This is a genomic window from Streptomyces sp. LZ34 (assembly GCF_053890475.1).
The window spans coordinates 4,358,463-4,373,759 of the sequence record NZ_CM132680.1 but is presented as its reverse complement, the minus strand read 5'-3'; the positions used below and the strand labels follow the sequence as shown (position 1 = coordinate 4,373,759).

13 protein-coding genes and 1 pseudogene are annotated in these 15,297 nt (G+C 70.7%); 8 read left to right on the top strand and 6 right to left on the bottom strand.

Features of this window, described 5'->3' with window-relative positions:
* Positions 1-137: 137 nt before the first annotated feature.
* Genes ACWY4P_RS17115 through glgX form a run of 3 tightly spaced genes read right to left on the bottom strand, consistent with a single transcriptional unit; the run spans position 138 to position 6,363 of the window.
* A complete protein-coding gene (locus ACWY4P_RS17115) occupies positions 138-2,000 on the bottom strand; it encodes an ABC transporter ATP-binding protein (protein ID WP_456211408.1) in 1,863 nt (620 codons plus the stop codon).
* On the bottom strand, positions 1,997-3,925 hold the full coding sequence (locus ACWY4P_RS17110; RefSeq protein WP_456212949.1) for an ABC transporter ATP-binding protein: 1,929 nt from the start codon (positions 3,923-3,925) through the stop codon (positions 1,997-1,999). The genes ACWY4P_RS17115 and ACWY4P_RS17110 overlap by 4 nt, the downstream gene beginning before the upstream one ends.
* A 35-nt stretch (positions 3,926-3,960) precedes the next feature.
* On the bottom strand, positions 3,961-6,363 hold the full coding sequence (glgX, locus tag ACWY4P_RS17105) for a glycogen debranching protein GlgX (RefSeq protein WP_456211407.1): 2,403 nt from the start codon (positions 6,361-6,363) through the stop codon (positions 3,961-3,963).
* A 386-nt stretch (positions 6,364-6,749) separates the two neighbouring features.
* Here glgX and ACWY4P_RS17100 point away from each other — a divergent pair, with 386 nt between their 5' ends.
* The 5 genes from ACWY4P_RS17100 to ACWY4P_RS17080 all read left to right on the top strand — a co-directional run bounded on the left by ACWY4P_RS17100 (position 6,750) and on the right by ACWY4P_RS17080 (position 10,970).
* The gene (locus tag ACWY4P_RS17100; protein ID WP_456211406.1) at positions 6,750-7,994 is read left to right on the top strand and encodes a L,D-transpeptidase; all 1,245 of its coding nucleotides are present in this window, start codon (positions 6,750-6,752) and stop codon (positions 7,992-7,994) included.
* 114 nt (positions 7,995-8,108) lie between these two features.
* Positions 8,109-8,876: an enoyl-CoA hydratase/isomerase family protein gene (locus ACWY4P_RS17095; RefSeq protein ID WP_456211405.1), complete on the top strand. Its 768-nt coding sequence runs from the start codon at positions 8,109-8,111 to the stop codon at positions 8,874-8,876.
* 256 nt (positions 8,877-9,132) lie between these two features.
* Positions 9,133-9,648 carry an ATP-binding protein gene (locus ACWY4P_RS17090; protein ID WP_456211404.1) on the top strand — a complete coding sequence of 172 codons (516 nt, stop codon included), beginning with the start codon at positions 9,133-9,135 and terminating at the stop codon, positions 9,646-9,648.
* A 402-nt stretch (positions 9,649-10,050) separates the two neighbouring features.
* The gene (locus ACWY4P_RS17085; protein WP_456211403.1) at positions 10,051-10,668 is read left to right on the top strand and encodes an N-acetylmuramoyl-L-alanine amidase; all 618 of its coding nucleotides are present in this window, start codon (positions 10,051-10,053) and stop codon (positions 10,666-10,668) included.
* 86 nt (positions 10,669-10,754) lie between these two features.
* Positions 10,755-10,970: an EF-hand domain-containing protein gene (locus ACWY4P_RS17080; protein ID WP_014176249.1), complete on the top strand. Its 216-nt coding sequence runs from the start codon at positions 10,755-10,757 to the stop codon at positions 10,968-10,970.
* Positions 10,971-10,999: 29 nt separating this feature from the next.
* Here ACWY4P_RS17080 and ACWY4P_RS17075 read toward each other — a convergent pair whose 3' ends face one another.
* The 3 genes from ACWY4P_RS17075 to ACWY4P_RS17065 form a co-directional block, all read right to left on the bottom strand.
* A complete protein-coding gene (locus ACWY4P_RS17075) occupies positions 11,000-11,308 on the bottom strand; it encodes a hypothetical protein (protein WP_456211402.1) in 309 nt (102 codons plus the stop codon).
* 94 nt (positions 11,309-11,402) lie between these two features.
* Positions 11,403-11,957 carry a glycoside hydrolase family 25 protein gene (locus ACWY4P_RS17070; protein ID WP_456211401.1) on the bottom strand — a complete coding sequence of 185 codons (555 nt, stop codon included), beginning with the start codon at positions 11,955-11,957 and terminating at the stop codon, positions 11,403-11,405.
* Between the two features lie 207 nt (positions 11,958-12,164).
* Positions 12,165-13,097 carry a UbiA family prenyltransferase gene (locus ACWY4P_RS17065; RefSeq protein ID WP_456211400.1) on the bottom strand — a complete coding sequence of 311 codons (933 nt, stop codon included), beginning with the start codon at positions 13,095-13,097 and terminating at the stop codon, positions 12,165-12,167.
* A 385-nt stretch (positions 13,098-13,482) separates the two neighbouring features.
* On the opposite strand from ACWY4P_RS17065, the pseudogene ACWY4P_RS17060 reads away from it, so the two are divergent.
* The 3 genes and pseudogenes from ACWY4P_RS17060 (at position 13,483) to ACWY4P_RS17050 (ending at position 15,061) form a co-directional block, all read left to right on the top strand.
* Positions 13,483-13,943, top strand: a pseudogene (locus ACWY4P_RS17060) (DUF1062 domain-containing protein).
* Positions 13,944-14,008: 65 nt separating this feature from the next.
* A complete protein-coding gene (locus ACWY4P_RS17055; RefSeq protein ID WP_456211399.1) occupies positions 14,009-14,182 on the top strand; it encodes a hypothetical protein in 174 nt (57 codons plus the stop codon).
* Between the two features lie 630 nt (positions 14,183-14,812).
* Positions 14,813-15,061: a hypothetical protein gene (locus tag ACWY4P_RS17050; protein ID WP_043486726.1), complete on the top strand. Its 249-nt coding sequence runs from the start codon at positions 14,813-14,815 to the stop codon at positions 15,059-15,061.
* Positions 15,062-15,297: the final 236 nt, after the last annotated feature.

Here is a 15,297-nt window from a genome sequence, read left to right as displayed (position 1 = left end):
CTGGGCTACCGCATCGGTGTCCGGCCCGAGTTCCGGGCGGACCTCAAGGCCTCAAGGCGGCGCTGGCCGTGACCAGGGCGACATAGGCGCGCAGGCCTGGGGAGGTGGCACCGGGGGCGCACCGGGCTGCTCGGCGATCACACCAGGCTCTCCCGCCACGCCTGGTGCAGCGCCGCGAACCGGCCCTCCCCGGCGATGAGTCGCTCCGGCGACCCGTCCTCGACGATCCGGCCGTCCGCCATCACCAGCACCCGGTCGGCGATCTCCACCGTCGACAGACGGTGCGCGATGACGACGGCGGTGCGGCCGTGCAGCACCGTGTGCATGGCGCGCTGCACCGCGCGCTCGCCCGGGATGTCGAGCGAGGAGGTCGCCTCGTCCAGGATCAGCACCGACGGGTCCGCGAGCAGCGCCCGGGCGAAGGCCACAAGCTGTCGCTGGCCCGCCGAGATCCGCCCACCGCGCTTGCGCACATCCGTGTCGTAGCCGTCGGGCAGGGCGGCGATGAAGTCGTGCGCGCCGATGGCCTTCGCGGCCTGCTCGATCTCGGCGCGGGTGGCGTCGGGGCGGCCGATGGCGATGTTGTCGGCGACCGTGCCGGAGAAGAGAAACGCCTCCTGGGTGACCATCACCACGCCTCGGCGCAGCTCCGGGGTGGCCAGCTCGCGCAGGTCCACGCCGTCGAGCAGGACCCGGCCGCTGGTGGGGTCGTAGAAGCGGGCGAGCAGCTTGGCGAGTGTGGACTTGCCCGCGCCGGTCGCGCCCACCACGGCCACCGTCTGCCCCGCCGGCAGCGTGAGGTCGAAGTGGGGCAGCACCTCGCCGCCCGTACGGTAGGCGAAGCGCACGCCGTCGAAGGCCACCTCGCGGCCGGGCAGTTCGGAGGAGCGCGGCGGCAGCGGCCTGGGGTCGGCGGGCTCGGCCACGGAGGGCCGCTGGGCCAGCAGGCCCGCGATCTTCTCCAGCGAGGCGGCGGCCGACTGGTACGAGTTCAGGAACATCCCCAGGCGGTCGATGGGGTCGTAGAGCCTGCGCAGATAGAGCGCGGCCGCGGCGAGCACGCCCAGCGCCAGGTCTCCGGAGGCCACCCGGTAGGCGCCCCACAGGACGATCGCGGCCACCGCCGCGTTGGCCACCAGCCGGGAGCTGACCACATAGCGGGCCATCTCCAGCATCGCGTCCCCGTTCACCCGCTCATGGCGGTGGTTGAGCTCGTGGAAGTGCGCGTCGTTGACCCGCTCGCGGCGGAACGCCTGCACCGGCCGGATGCCGTTCATGGTCTCGGTGAACTTGACGATGACCGCGGCGATGGCCGTGGACCGCTTGCGGTAGACGCGCCCGGAGCGGCGCCGGAAGGAGCGGATGAGCAGGTACAGCGGCCAGAAGGAGAGCACGGCCGCGGCGCCCAGTCCCCAGTCCAGATACAGCAGCGTCACGGAGATGTAGACGCCGGAGAGAGCGACGCCGAGCAGCTCCTCCAGCCCCTCGTTGAGCAGCTCGCGCAGCGACTCGACGTCCGTGGTGGCGCGCGAGATCAGCCGGCCGGAGGTGTAGCGCTCGTGGAAGTCCACGCTGAGCGCCTGCGCATGGCGGAAGATCCTGCCCCGCAGATCGAGCAGCACGTCCTGGCTGATCCGGGCGGAGGTGCGGATGAAGGTGTACTGCAGCGCCCCGGAGGCGAGCGCGCAGCCGAGGTAGGCGACGCCGACCGCGACGAGGGGGCCGTGGCCGCCGTCGCGGAAGGCGGGCACGGCGGTGTCGATGGCGTACGCGACGAGCAGCGGGCCGGCCTGCACCGCGGCCTGCTGCAGAAGCAGCAGTACGGCCGCCACCCAGACCCGGCCGCGGCGCGGGGAGAGCAGGGAGCGCAGCAGCGCGAGGGAGGCGCCCTTCGGGGTGGGCAGCACATCCCGGTCGAAAAGGTCGTCGCCCGGCGCCGCCCCGGGCTTGTCCGCGGCTCCGGCCTTGCCGTCCTTGGTGCCGGTAGCGGTCTGGGTCATCGAGCCTCCTCCCGCTCGTCACCGGCCATCAGCGACCGGTACTCCGCGCTGTCGCGCAGCAGTTGGTGGTGGGTGCCGACCGCGGTGATCCGTCCGCCGGAGAGCAGCGCCACACGGTCGGCGAGCAGCACGGTGGACGGGCGGTGGGCGACCACCAGCGCCGTCGTCGTCGCCAGGACCTGGCGGAGAGCGGCTTCCACCAGGGCCTCGGTGTGCACGTCCAGCGCGGACAGCGGATCGTCGAGGATGAGGAAGCGGGGCTGTCCGACGACGGCGCGCGCGAGGGCGAGGCGCTGGCGCTGACCGCCCGACAGGCTCAGCCCCTGCTCGCCGACCTGGGTGTCGGCACCCTGAGGCAGGGCGTGCACGAAGTCGGCCTGGGCCACCTCGAGCGCCCGTACGAGATCGGCCTCAGCCGCCCCGGCCGTGCCCATCAGGACGTTCTCCCCCGCCGTCGCGGAGAACAGTGTGGGCTCCTCGAACGCGACGGCGACCAGTTCGCGCAGCTCGTCCCGGGGGAGGGTGGTGATGTCCCGCCCGTCGAGGGTGATCCGGCCGCGCGTCGCCTCGTGGAGGCGCGGCACCAGCGCGGTGAGCGTGGTCTTGCCCGAGCCGGTCGCCCCGACCAGGGCCATCGTCTCGCCGGAGCGGATGTGCAGGTCCACCCCGGCCAGGACGGCCGGGGCGTCCGGCGGCGCGTCCAGGTACCGGAACTCCAGGCCCTCGAAGCGCAGCCCGTCCTGTGGTGGCGCGGTGCTCTGGCTGCCGTTCCGCGGCGCGGACCGCTGCTGTGCTGTCGGCTGCTGCTTCTCCGCGGCCGGCTGCTCTGGGGTCGGCTTCTCGGCGGTCGGCTTCTCGGCCGTCGGCTCGTCCATCACCTCGAAGAACCGGTCCGTCGCGGTCGCCGCGTCCTGGCTCATCGCCAGCAGGAAGCCCAGCGACTCCACCGGCCAGCGCAGCGTCAGCGCCGTGGAGAGAAAGGCGACAAGCGTGCCCGCCGACAGCTCGTCGTCGGCGACCTGCACCGTGCCGAGGACCAGCGCCGTGCCGATCGCCAGCTCGGGCAGCGTCATGATCAGCGCCCAGATCGTGGCCAGCAGGCCCGCCTTGTGCAGCTCCGTCGAGCGGACCCGCTCCGTCAGCGCGCGGAAGGCGCGCGCCTGGCTGCGGTGGCGCCCGAAGCCCTTGACGATACGGACGCCGAGGACTCCCTCCTCGACGACCGTGGTCAGATCGCCCGTCTGGTCCTGGACCGAGCGGGCGACGACCGCGTAGCGCGTCTCGAAGACGGAGCAGAGGATCGTCAGCGGGATGGCCGGGAGGAGCAGGATCAGCCCCAGCGTCCACTCCTGCGCGAGCAGGATGGCGAACCCGGCGAGCACCGTGACCCCGTTGACCACCAAAAAGGTGAGCGGGAAGGCGAGGAACATCCGCAGCAGCATCAGGTCGGTGGTCGCGCGCGAGAGCAGCTGCCCGGACGCCCAGCGGTCGTGGAAGGAGACCGGCAGCCGCTGTAGATGCCGGTACAGGTCGGCGCGCATCGAGGCCTCCACAGAGGCCAGCGGCCGGGACACCAGCCAGCGCCGCACCCCGAAGAGCCCCGCCTCCGCGACGCCGAGCCCCAGCAGCAGGGCTCCGCCCAGCCACACCCCGCCCGGGTCCCGGCCGGCCACCGGCCCGTCCACCAGCCACTTGAGCACGAGCGGGATGACCAGGCCCAGACAGGAGGCGACGACCGCGACCCCGGCCGCCGTGAAGAAGCGCGCTCTGACGGGCCGCAGATAAGGCCACAGGCGCGACAGCGAGCGCGTCGCCGAGCGCCCGCGCCCAGTCGCCTGCCCGTGTCCGGGCGCAGGCCCGCGCCCGACAGTCTCGTTCTCTGGTTCCTTCTCCGGTTTCCTGAGTCGTTCATTTGTGGCAGCCATCACCTGCCGAGGTTACGGTCCGGCACCGACAGCGCTCACTCGGTTTTCCGGTCCGCCTCCGTAGCCGTGACGGCGCGTAGGAGCAGCACAGAGCGCCCGGGCAGCTCGATCCGTGAGCCGGCGCGATGACGGGCGCCCGGGGGCGCGTCCTGGTCCTCCCGGGAGGTGTCGACGAGGAGTTCGTACGCGGCGGCCCACGGCGGGCCGGGGAGGGTGAAGTCCACCGGCGCGGGGCCCGAGTGCAGCAGCGCCAGGAAGCTGTCGTCGGTGATCGGAGCCCCTTGCGCGTCGCGCTGCGCGGTGTCGCGGCCGGACAGGTACAGGCCCAGGGCGGCCGTCGGCGCGTACCAGTCCCGCTCGGTCATCTCCGTGCCCGCCGCGGTGAACCACGTCAGGTCGCGCAGCCCGTCGGGGCCCTGCGCGCGGCCGGAGAAGAATGCCCGGCGGCGCAGTACGGGGTGGTCACGGCGCAGCTGGACCAGGCGGGCGGTGAGATCGGTGAGCGACCGCCAGCCCGGGTCCTCCAGCAGCGTCCAGTCCAGCCAGCCGGTCTCGTTGTCCTGGCAGTACGCGTTGTTGTTGCCGCCCTGGGTGCGGCCCATCTCGTCGCCCGCGACCAGCATCGGGACGCCGGTGGACAGCAGCAGCGTGCTGAGCAGGTTGCGCAGCTGGCGGCGGCGCAGCGCCTGTACGGCCGGGTCCTCGGTCTCACCCTCGGCGCCGCAGTTCCAGGAGCGGTTGTCGCCTGTGCCGTCGCGGTTGCCCTCGCCGTTGGCCTCGTTGTGCTTGCGGTCGTAGCTGACCAGGTCGCGGAGGGTGAAGCCGTCGTGGGCGGTGATGAAGTTGACGGAGGCGTACGGCCTTCGGCCGCCCCACGCGTACAGGTCGCTGGAGCCGGACAGCCGGGTGCCGAGGTCGCGTACGTCGGGCAGGGCACCGCGCCAGAAGTCGCGCACCGCGTCGCGGTAGCGGTCGTTCCACTCCGACCACAGCGGGGGGAAGGCGCCGACCTGATAGCCGCCGGAGCCCACATCCCACGGCTCGGCGATCAGTTTGACGCGGCGCAGCACCGGGTCCTGGGCGATCACGGCCAGGAAGGGGGAGAGCATGTCCACGTCGTTCGCGGAGCGGGTGAGGGCGGCGGCGAGGTCGAAGCGGAAGCCGTCCACGCCCATCTCGGTCACCCAGTAGCGCAGCGAGTCCGTGATCAGCCGCAGCACCTGGGGGCGCACCACGTGCAGGGTGTTGCCGCAGCCCGTGTAGTCGGCGTAGCGGCGCGGGTCCTGCTGGAGGCGGTAGTAGCCGCGGTTGTCGATGCCGCGCAGCGAGAGAGTGGGCCCCAGCTCGCCGCTCTCCGCGGTGTGGTTGTAGACCACATCCAGGATCACCTCGATGCCCGCGTCGTGCAGCGCGCGCACCATCCGCCGGAACTCGCCGACCTGCGCGCCGCGGGTGCCGGTCGCCGCGTACGCGCCGTGCGGCGCGAAGTAGCCGATGGAGTTGTAGCCCCAGTAGTTGTGCAGGCCGCGCCGGAGCAGATGGTCCTCGTGCGCGAACTGGTGCACCGGCAGCAGTTCCACGGCCGTCACGCCGAGCCGGGTGAGGTGCTCGATCGCGGCCGGGTGCGCGAGCCCGGCGTAGGTGCCGCGCAGTTCGGGCGGGACGCCGGGGTGGCGCTTGGTGAAGCCGCGCACATGGAGTTCGTAGATGACCGTGTCGGCCCAGGGGGTCTTCGGGCGCCGGTCGTCGAGCCACTCGTCGGGCGGGCCGTCGGGGTCGTCGTCGCCGACGACCACGCCTTTGGGGAGGTACGGAGCCGAGTCGCGGTCGTCGCGCACGGTGTCGGCGATGTGCTGCTGCGGCCAGTCCCGCACATGGCCGTAGACCTCGGGCGGCAGCGCGCCGCGCCACTCCCGGGGGACGACCCCCGCGCCCCCGAAGTCGCCGTCCACGGCGCGGGCGTACGGGTCGAGCAGCAGCTTGGCCGGGTTCCAGCGGGCGCCGGTCCACGGGTCCCAGCGGCCGTGCACCCGGTATCCGTACCGCCGCCCGGGGAGCACGCCGGGCACGAAGCCGTGCCAGATCTCATGGGTCCGCTCGGTGAGCGGGCAGCGGGTCTCGGTCCCGTCGTCGTCGAACAGGCACACCTCGACGGCCTCCGCGCCCTGCGCCCACAGCGCGAAGTTGGTGCCGGCCACCCCGCCGGGCCCGGTCCGCACCCGCGCCCCGAGCGGCTGCGCGCTCCCCGGCCACACCGGGGCGCCGCCGGCCGGCTCACCGTGCGGGTCGGGGAGGGCCGCGGGCGCGGCGGGCGGCCCCGAGTCCGCGCGGCGGCCGCCCGCCGCGCCTGGTTCTATGGCCCGTTCGATGCCTGCCGCGCCCGCGCGCGGCCTCGGCAGCCCGTTGTGCGCTCTGCTCTGCTCGGCTGCGTGCGACACGTGGCGCCTCCGGCGTTCGCGGCTCCGGCCGACGGTCTGGGACCGTACGGCAGTAGGGCCCGGGCGGCCTGGGTGAGCCCGCGCGGCGTCCCGTGCCGCGCGGAGTGCTGCCGCCCTCTCACAGTTCTGCCCGCGTTGGGGTCAACCCTCACGTTTCGCCCGGCGTGCCCGGGGCCAGGGCCCCTCACCTGGGACTTACCTGGGACTGAACCGTGACATAGACCGGGAGTCCGCTGTCAGTGGCGTGTGATTACCTGTCGCATACGCGCGTGCGCGCGGCCGAACTCCCCCTGCTCCAGTGGGTATGAGTTCCTGTCGAATGCGTGCGTGCGCGTCACACAGCGGGGGTGCCGCGGGGCGCGGTGCGGGCGGAGGGGAGAGCCGTAGTGGATGTGCAGCCGATATCGGGGGCGCTGAGGGCGCGGGGCCGCAAGGGGCTTCTCGCGCTGCTGGCCGGGGGGATGCTGGTGTTCGTGACCGCCTGTGGCGGGGACGGCGGGTCGGACGACGGGAAGAAGAACGGGGACGGTGACAAGGGCGGGGGCGGCCGGAAGGCCTCGCGCGCCGTCGTGGCGATCGCGCCCAAGGACGGGGCGAAGGGGGTCAACACACATGGCGCGCTCAAGGTGACCTCGGACAAGGGCAAGCTCACCTCCGTCAAGGTCAAGGACCCCAAGGGCAACGAGATCGACGGGAAGATCACCGAGGACGGCAGCCGCTGGCGGCCCGCCCGGCATCTGAGCTCCGCGACCACCTACACGGTCGACGCCGTCGCCAAGGACTCCCAGGGGCTGACCGCTTCCCGGCACTCCTCCTTCACCACGCTCCGCCCCGAGAAGACCTTCCTCGGGACCTACACACCGGAGGACGGCTCGACGGTCGGTGTCGGCATGCCGGTCTCGATCCACTTCTCCCGGGGCATCACCGACCCCGGGTCCGTGGAGCGGGGGATCGAGGTCTCGGCCTCCCCGTCGGTGCCCATCGAGGGCCACTGGTTCGGCAACGACCGGCTGGACTTCCGGCCGGAGAAGTACTGGGCGCCGGGCACCAAGGTCACCCTCCGCATGGACCTCGACGGCGTCGAGGGGCGGCCGGGCGTGTACGGCGAGCAGAAGAAGACCGTGAAGTTCACCGTTGGCCGCAGCCAGGTCTCGGTGGTCGACGCGAAGAGCAAGAAGATGGTGGTCAAGCGGGACGGCAAGACCATCAAGACCCTCCCCATCACCTCCGGCGCGCCCGGTTACGAGACGTACAACGGCAAGATGGTCATCAGCGAGCGGCTGCCGGTGACCCGGATGAACGGCGCCACGGTCGGCTACGACGGCCAGTACGACATCAAGGACGTGCCGCATGCGATGCGGCTGTCCACCTCGGGCACCTTCATCCACGGCAACTACTGGGCGGGCCGGCCGACGTTCGGCTCGGCGAACGTCAGCCACGGCTGCGTCGGGCTCTTCGACCAGCGGGGCGGCGGCGACAAGTCGACCCCGGCGGCCTGGTTCTTCCGCAACTCGATCATCGGTGACGTGGTCGTGGTGAAGAACTCGCACGACGACACCGTCCAGCCGGACAACGGGCTCAACGGCTGGAACATGTCGTGGGCGAAGTGGAAGGCCGGCCAGAAGGGATGACAGGGACGACGGGGACGACGGGGACGACCAGGACAGGCGAGGAGCAGTAGGCACGGGAGGCTGTGTTCACGGGGAGGCTGTGGGCGGCGTGCTAACGGGCGCTAACCTGCGCTCATGACTGTGAACCTCGAGGTCGCCGAGGGCGTCGGCACCATCCGGCTGGACCGTCCGCCCATGAACGCGCTGGACATCGCTGTGCAGGACCGGCTGCGGGAGCTCGCCGAGGAGGTGGCCGGCCGCGACGACGTACGGGCCGTGGTGATCTGGGGCGGCGAGAAGGTGTTCGCGGCCGGCGCGGACATCAAGGAGATGCGGGACATGGACCACGCCGGAATGGTGGCCAGGTCCCGCGCCCTCCAGGACTCCTTCACCGCCGTCGCCCGGATCCCCAAGCCCGTCGTCGCCGCCGTCACCGGCTACGCCCTCGGCGGCGGCTGCGAGCTGGCGCTGTGTGCCGACTACCGGATCGCCGCCGAGAACGCCAAGCTCGGCCAGCCGGAGATCCTGCTCGGCCTGATCCCGGGCGCGGGCGGCACCCAGCGGCTGGCCCGGCTGATCGGCCCGTCCCGCGCCAAGGACCTCATCTTCACGGGCCGTCAGGTGAAGGCCGACGAGGCGCTGGCGCTCGGGCTCGTGGACCGCGTCGTACCGGCGGAGGAGGTCTACGAGCAGGCGCACGCGTGGGCGGCCCGGCTGGCGCGGGGTCCGGCGATCGCGCTGCGCGCGGCCAAGGAGGCGGTGGACGCGGGCCTGGAGACCGACCTGGAGACCGGTCTCGCCATCGAACGCGGCTGGTTCGCGGGGCTGTTCGCCACCGAGGACCGCGAGATCGGGATGCGGAGCTTTGTCGAGGAGGGGCCGGGCAAGGCCAAGTTCCGGTGAGCGGTGGCCCGGGCGGCGGCGGTCGTCGCCCGGGTTTATGCCCCGTGCGAGCGAATCTGTTTGACCACCCGCGAGTCCCCGGACGACCCGCTCCGGTACGCTGGGTGATCGCGCATACGCGCCGTGATATCGCTGGCCAGGCGGGGTATTTGGGATATCTGACCGCCGCTGGCACATGTTGGAGCGGGTTTGTGGGGCCTGGGGCTCGGGTGTTCGGAATCCCACGGTTCGGCCCCGGACGGCCTGTCGGGCGGCCATGATGGGGGGCATGGCGGGCTTGGAGGGTATGGAGCAGCCGCAGCAGCGCGCCGGTACGGCCGCGGCTCGGCGGGTGCCGTCCATCGACGACGAGTCGGTCGCCAAAGCGGTCGATCTGTTCGGAAACCCCGCGGTCGACGAGGTGCGGCTGCCCTCCCGTCCGGAGTCGGCCGGCACCGCCCGCCGGCTGGCCGAATGCGTCGTCCTGCGTGACTGGGGTCTGACCCCCCAACTGGCCGAATACACCGTGCTGCTGGTGTCGGAACTGGTGGGCAACGCCGTCCGGCACACCGGCGCCCGTACGTTCGGGCTGCGGATGCTGCGGCGGCGTGGCTGGATCCGGGTGGAGGTGCGGGACCCGTCGCGCGGGCTGCCGTGTCTGATGCCGGTGGCCGACCTCGATACGAGCGGGCGGGGGCTGATGCTGGTGGACCAGCTCTCCCAGCGGTGGGGGGCGGATCTGCTGCCGCGCGGCAAGACGACGTGGTTCGAGATGCGAGTCACCGAACCCTGAGTATTCCGAATCGCCGAAGAGGCCCCCGCCGTCGGTTCGCGACGGCGCGGGCCTCTTTCGTATCCGCCACGGATGGTGAAAGGGGTGTCATCCGTGGCAGAGGGGTGAACGACCTGGCCCGGATCGATGGGGGTCGCGTGCCTCACTATCGCAGAGGCCAGGAGCCGCAACCAGCTCAATCCAAGGTGAGGTGCGACACTCGCCTTGTTAATGGTGGGCTGCGGCTGTAAATTTCCTTTATGGCGTCTTTCCGGCTGCTGAATTTCCAGTGGTCCATACCGTGACGCGAATTCTTTCATTGCCTTTCAATCCTTGGCATGGCCCTGCCGACGCCGCACCATGGAATCGCGCTACGCGCGTCACACCCCCACTGTCACGGCTATGGATTCCGGGAGACCCCCCATGGAAACGCACGGCCGCACCCCGTCCCGCCGTACCCTGCTGCGTTCCGGCGCCTATCTCGGCGCCGCCGCCGCGGGACTCACTGCCGCCACGACCCCCGCACGGGCCGACGCCAGACACGATCGAGCCGCCGTCGCCTACCCACCCACCCACTGGATCCCGGCCAGCACCTCCAATTACCGGGTCTCCAGCCGCCCCACCGCGTATCCGATCGACTTCGTCGTCATCCATGTGACGCAGGAGACGTTCCAGGACGCGATGAAGATCTTCCAGGACCCGGCCAAGCAGGTTTCCACGCACTACATGGTCGCCTCGGCCGACGGCTACATCGGGCAGTTCGTGCGCGAGAAGGACGTCGCCTGGCACGCGGGAAACCGGGACTACAACAACCGCAGCATCGGCATCGAGCACGAGGGCTGGGTGGACAAGCCGGAGTACTTCACGGACGAGCTGTACGCCTCCTCCGCGGCCCTGACCGCCGCCGTCTGTGACCGCTACGGCGTGCCCAAGACCCGGGCCCACATCATCGGCCACAGCGAGGTCCCGAACGCCGACCACACCGACCCCGGCGAGTACTGGGACTGGGACCGCTACATCGACCTGGTCAAGGCCGCCTGAGGCGCCGCCGCGCGGGCCCCGGACGCACCCTGACGGGGCCCGCTAATCTGTGCGGGTCAGACAAACGCACAGAAGGGGCGGATCACGTGGCGGACATCGAGGCGGCGCGGAAGGCGTTCGAGCGGTACGACCTCAACGGGGACGGACTGATCAGCGCGGCTGAGTACAAGAGCGTGATGGCTCAGCTGGGGGACCCGTATGTCACGGAGCCGGTCGCCCAGGCCGTGATCAACTCCCATGACTCGAACGGCGACGGACTGCTGTCCTTCGACGAGTTCTGGGCCGCCCAGAACGGCAGCTGAACAACCGCATGCGCGGCGCGGCGGGCGGGTCACCGCCCGCCGCGCCGCTGTGCGCTCGCCCGCCGTCGGCGGTCGTTGCACAGCAGGCAGCGGCCGTATCCCGGCGGCAGCGGGTCGTCCTTGTCCCCGTACAGCGGGTCGACGGCGCCGCGCGGATGCTCCGGGCAGCCCGTCGCACCGTGCGCCGCCCCCAGCGCGCCGGCGGCGGCGAGCGCCCGGCGCAGGGCGTCGGTCAGCAGCTCGCTCTCCTGGCCGGAGGGTGCGGCGTCCAGGGAGAAGGCGATGTCCGACGCGGTGGTGAGCGCGCTGCGGAGTTCGCGCAGGTCTGCGTAGCTCATACCGGAAGGGTAGGCCCACCCACCGACAGCGGCCCCGGCCGCCCTGGGCGGCGCACGGCCCCCGGGCCACTCCTGCCGGGCCACTCCTTCACGTCTACTCTTTGCGGGCCCAGGCGCGCAGGTCGGCCTTGCTGTCGAAGCGCGCCACGTCCTTGTCCAGCGGGTGCTCGGCGTACTGGTGGATCCGCCAGGTCGCCTTGATGCGCGGCTTGCCCGCCTCCACGTAGTCGGCGATCCACAGCCCGTCCCCGGCGTACGACGTGGTGTCGACGTTCAGCCAGTAGGTGCGGTTGCAGTAGAGCAGCACCCGGTGCCCGGGGCGGAGCTTTTTGACCTCCCGTATGAACCGGTCCTTCTCGGCGTTGCTCGCGTGGGTGCCCTCGGATGTGGTCTCCCAGTCCACGGCGAGCAGATCATGCGACTGGGAGGCGCACTTCTCTACGAAATAGCTGGCCTGCGCCGCGATATTGCCCGGCCACAGGAAGTGGTAGAAGCCGACCACGCACCCCGCCTCGCGGGCGCGGGCCGCCTGTGAGGACTGGCGTGGGTTGATGTACGAGCGGCCCTCGGTCGCCTTGACGAAGACGAAGGCGAGCCCGTCCGTGTCGAAGGTGCTCTGGTGTGAACTGACATCGATGCCGCGCAGCATGCTGCCTGCCTTGGGGAGAGAGAAGGAGTCGAGGGGGGACGGGGGGAGAGTCGGGGAAGACCCTGTCCTTGTCATGCCCGGTGCACCAGCCCGTACGCTCCTTCGGTCGATGGGCACTGCCGACTGGGCAGGCTAGTAAGGCGCCAGGCCGGGCTCAACCGGTTTGAGAGCTTTGCCCGTTGCCCTCGCGCGGGTCTTGCTGGTCTGCTACGGCCCGAGGAGAAGAACGGCCGCGATCGCCAGATGAGTGGTGTATTGGCAGACCATGAAGGCGCGGTAGGGAGCGCGTTCCCGCCCGGTGGCGGGATGTCGGCACAGCCAGGAGATCCAGCCGGCTCCGCACAACAGCACCACGGCGGCGGCCAGCAGCGGCGGATCGTACAGCAGGGCGCCCACGGCGAACGCCAGCCCCACCGCCGGGGCACACACTGCCGTGACCGTACGGGCCGCCTTCTCGCCGCGCACCACCGCGAGCGTACGGCGGCCGCCCTCCCGGTCCCCGGGGATGTCGCCCAGATCCTTCGCGAACGCCCCGACCAGCCCCATCCACGCCGACATCACGGCCGCGAACAGCCACAGGCCCGGCCGCGGTTCACCACCCGCGGCCTGCGCCCCGGCCCCATAGGCGCACAGGCCCGTGACGGTCACCGACAACGACGAGGACCAACTGCGCCGCTTGGCGCTGAGCGGGGGCGCGGAGTACGCCCAGCCGAGGAACAGTATTCCGCCCACACAAAGAAAAAGCCCCAGGTCGAAGACGCTGAGGAGGAGAGCGGCCAGGGTGAGGACGGCAATGGCCCGGCGGGCGGCGCGGGTCGGTAGCGCCCCGGAGGCCAGTGGTCGCCGCGAGCCGTTGGCCCGGTCCTCCGGCAGGTCCATCACGCCATTGAGCAGATAGGCGGAGGCAGTGGCACAGAACCAGGCCAGGGCGCCGGTGGCGACCCGCGCCGCCGGTAAGTGCCCGTCCGGCCAGGCCCCGAGGGCCCCCACGGTGAAGCGCGCCAGGAAGACCACCTGAACCACGGGGCGCGCCTCGCGCAGACACAGCCAGGCCACCTGCGCGGCGGCGGTGTGCGGAGGCAGTCGCCGGGGTGACGAAGAGCCGGGGGCAGCTTGTGGGGCCTTTGAGGCTCGTGGCATGGGCAAAAAACTAGTGGTTCGACTAGTGACTCGAACAGCAGTAGGCCGTGCCTTCAAAGCTGCGCCTGGCAATCCGGCCGGGGCGCACTGTCGGCTCGGACGACCTCAGCGTCGGTTCGCGATGGCGGGCGGGGTGCGGCCGCCCGCCGCCAGGCATCGCCAAGCCAGGCATCGCCAACCCGCCCGAAAACCAGTGGAGCCGCACTCCGGTGTGCCGTTACCGTGCTGTCGCCCGCAGTCACCCTGTCAAGGACGTGCCGTTGTACACCAAGTGAGACCCCTCAAGCGCTGATCCGTCGCGCGTCGCACATGTGCGCCGTGCTCCTTTTCGCTGCGGTCTTCTCACTGGAAGCGGTGTAACTCTGTGTCCAAAAAATGGGCGGTCGTGCCCACCTGCCTGCCGATCGTTCTCCGCCGTTGCCACAGGTGCGCCTCCGGGCGCTTCCGGGCGAACGGCGAATTCCACGTCAGTTCCGTACAACCCGAGCTCCTGAACCTGCTGCACGACAACGACCCCGGTCCGGTAGCCGAATTGTTCCAGGGCCCGGTCGTACGGCGCCGCGACGTGGGCGGCTCGGGCCGAACCGAGCGGCCGGCCTGGCAGTCGCCGTACGGTCCGCCGCCGCACCGGACACACCGCGGCCGGTGGGCGCCTGTGCCGGGGTTGGCCAGGTCTGGGTCCGCTTTGCGGCGTGGATACCCGTGCGGCCGGTGCGACTGATCGCGGACGGCTTCGGCTTTCCGTGAGCCGAGGTCGAGAGACTGCCGGCCGAAGGGAACCTCGTGTCGACAGTCCGGCTGAGCGGCAAGCTTTCGGGCGACTTCACCCTCACGCTCAAGCGCTGAGTTCTTCCGGCCCTGGGCCTGTCCGGCAGTATCCGATCCGCCGGACAGGTCCGGGCATTGCGACCATGGCACAGGCCGCCCAGACGTACGCGTATCTCCGCCCCTCCGCCGTCCACCACACCGCCGAGGGCGGCACACTCGGCCTCCAGACCTCCGGCGGCACCACATCGGCGGGCCGCCTGGTCCAACGCGTCGCTGTCGACGCGGCCCAGCCGCCGCCGTACTGTCGTTTCCCTTAGGCAGGCAGGTGAATAAAGTATGCGCGGATTATGTCACCTAATGACAAGTCGGTCCTGCTAATCTCGCACTCCCCAAGGGGTTCGACTGTGGTCCGTTCAAGTGGTAACGGCTCTCTCAGGCGATGTAGGCCTTTGGGTTTCCAGCCGATGTTTGGCGGCAGCACAAGGAGCTAGCCGGACAATGTCCCGAATCAAGAAGCCCCGCTCTGCAGGGGGAGCTCGCAGTCCCGACACCTGCATTCGCAATCCACAGGGTGGACGCAGGTGAATGCAACTTCAATCCGAATCGTTAGTAATAACCCCGATCGTGCATGTGGGCCCGGCAGTGCCCTGGCGGGCCCTCATGGACGATCGAGGTTGCTCAGTTCGGTTCGCATCCCCGAGTCACCGAGAAGTCCTGTCTTCGTCCCCCAGAGCGAGAGTTGGCTTGAATGGCCAGGCTGCTAGAGCTCGGCGCAAGTTGAGTTCTGATCTGGATGGATACCCTCGGAAGGCGGGTGAACCCGCTTTTCGCTGGAGCCGATCGCGAATTATCCGCGCCTTCCATGAATGTCCCGTTCAGTCCGATCGGGTGATCTCGCGAGAATTCCGGAATGCCTGACCTCAGGCATCAAAAAGAGTGGAGAGAAAGTGAACCCCGTTTCCCGTAAGGCCACGCTTGTCGTCGGCACCATAGCAGCGGCCGTGGGCCTTTCCATGTTCGGCGCCGGGGCGGCCTCGGCCGCCCGGCACCCGGTCCTGCCGTACCAGGGGACCGTGTACGGCAGCCTGGGCAAGTGCCTGACCGTGGGGAACACTCTGGCCCAGCAGGGTGAGGTGACCTGGTTCAACTGTGAGCCGCGTTCGGGCGGCCGCTACGCCTTCTACTACGCGCGCTGAGCGGCGGTACCGGTCAGACCTGAAGCGGGTCGATGCGAAGGAGGCCGGTTCGGAGCGCGTTGAGGAAGTCATCGTGCGGAGAATCGCGGCCTCCTGAGCACGCCGTACGAAGGGGCGGTGCACACCCGTATCGGTTCGTGCACCGCCCCTTCGCTCGCTCTGGCCTCTTCTGCCTTCACCCATGCGCTCCACCTCCGGCCGGGGTGGCGTCTGGGTGTCCTTCTCGTCGATCCCCA

Excerpts from the sequence above, each read along its gene's own strand:
- ACWY4P_RS17115 (WP_456211408.1), bottom strand. The coding sequence starts at position 2,000 with ATGACCCAGACCGCTACCGGCACCAAGGACGGCAAGGCCGGAGCCGCG.
- ACWY4P_RS17110 (WP_456212949.1), bottom strand. The coding sequence starts at position 3,925 with ATGGCTGCCACAAATGAACGACTCAGGAAACCGGAGAAGGAACCAGAG.
- ACWY4P_RS17095 (WP_456211405.1), top strand. The coding sequence starts at position 8,109 with ATGACTGTGAACCTCGAGGTCGCCGAGGGCGTCGGCACCATCCGGCTG.
- ACWY4P_RS17090 (WP_456211404.1), top strand. The coding sequence starts at position 9,133 with ATGATGGGGGGCATGGCGGGCTTGGAGGGTATGGAGCAGCCGCAGCAG.
- ACWY4P_RS17085 (WP_456211403.1), top strand. The coding sequence starts at position 10,051 with ATGGAAACGCACGGCCGCACCCCGTCCCGCCGTACCCTGCTGCGTTCC.
- ACWY4P_RS17075 (WP_456211402.1), bottom strand. The coding sequence starts at position 11,308 with ATGAGCTACGCAGACCTGCGCGAACTCCGCAGCGCGCTCACCACCGCG.
- ACWY4P_RS17070 (WP_456211401.1), bottom strand. The coding sequence starts at position 11,957 with ATGCTGCGCGGCATCGATGTCAGTTCACACCAGAGCACCTTCGACACG.
- ACWY4P_RS17065 (WP_456211400.1), bottom strand. The coding sequence starts at position 13,097 with ATGCCACGAGCCTCAAAGGCCCCACAAGCTGCCCCCGGCTCTTCGTCA.
- ACWY4P_RS17055 (WP_456211399.1), top strand. The coding sequence starts at position 14,009 with ATGGCACAGGCCGCCCAGACGTACGCGTATCTCCGCCCCTCCGCCGTC.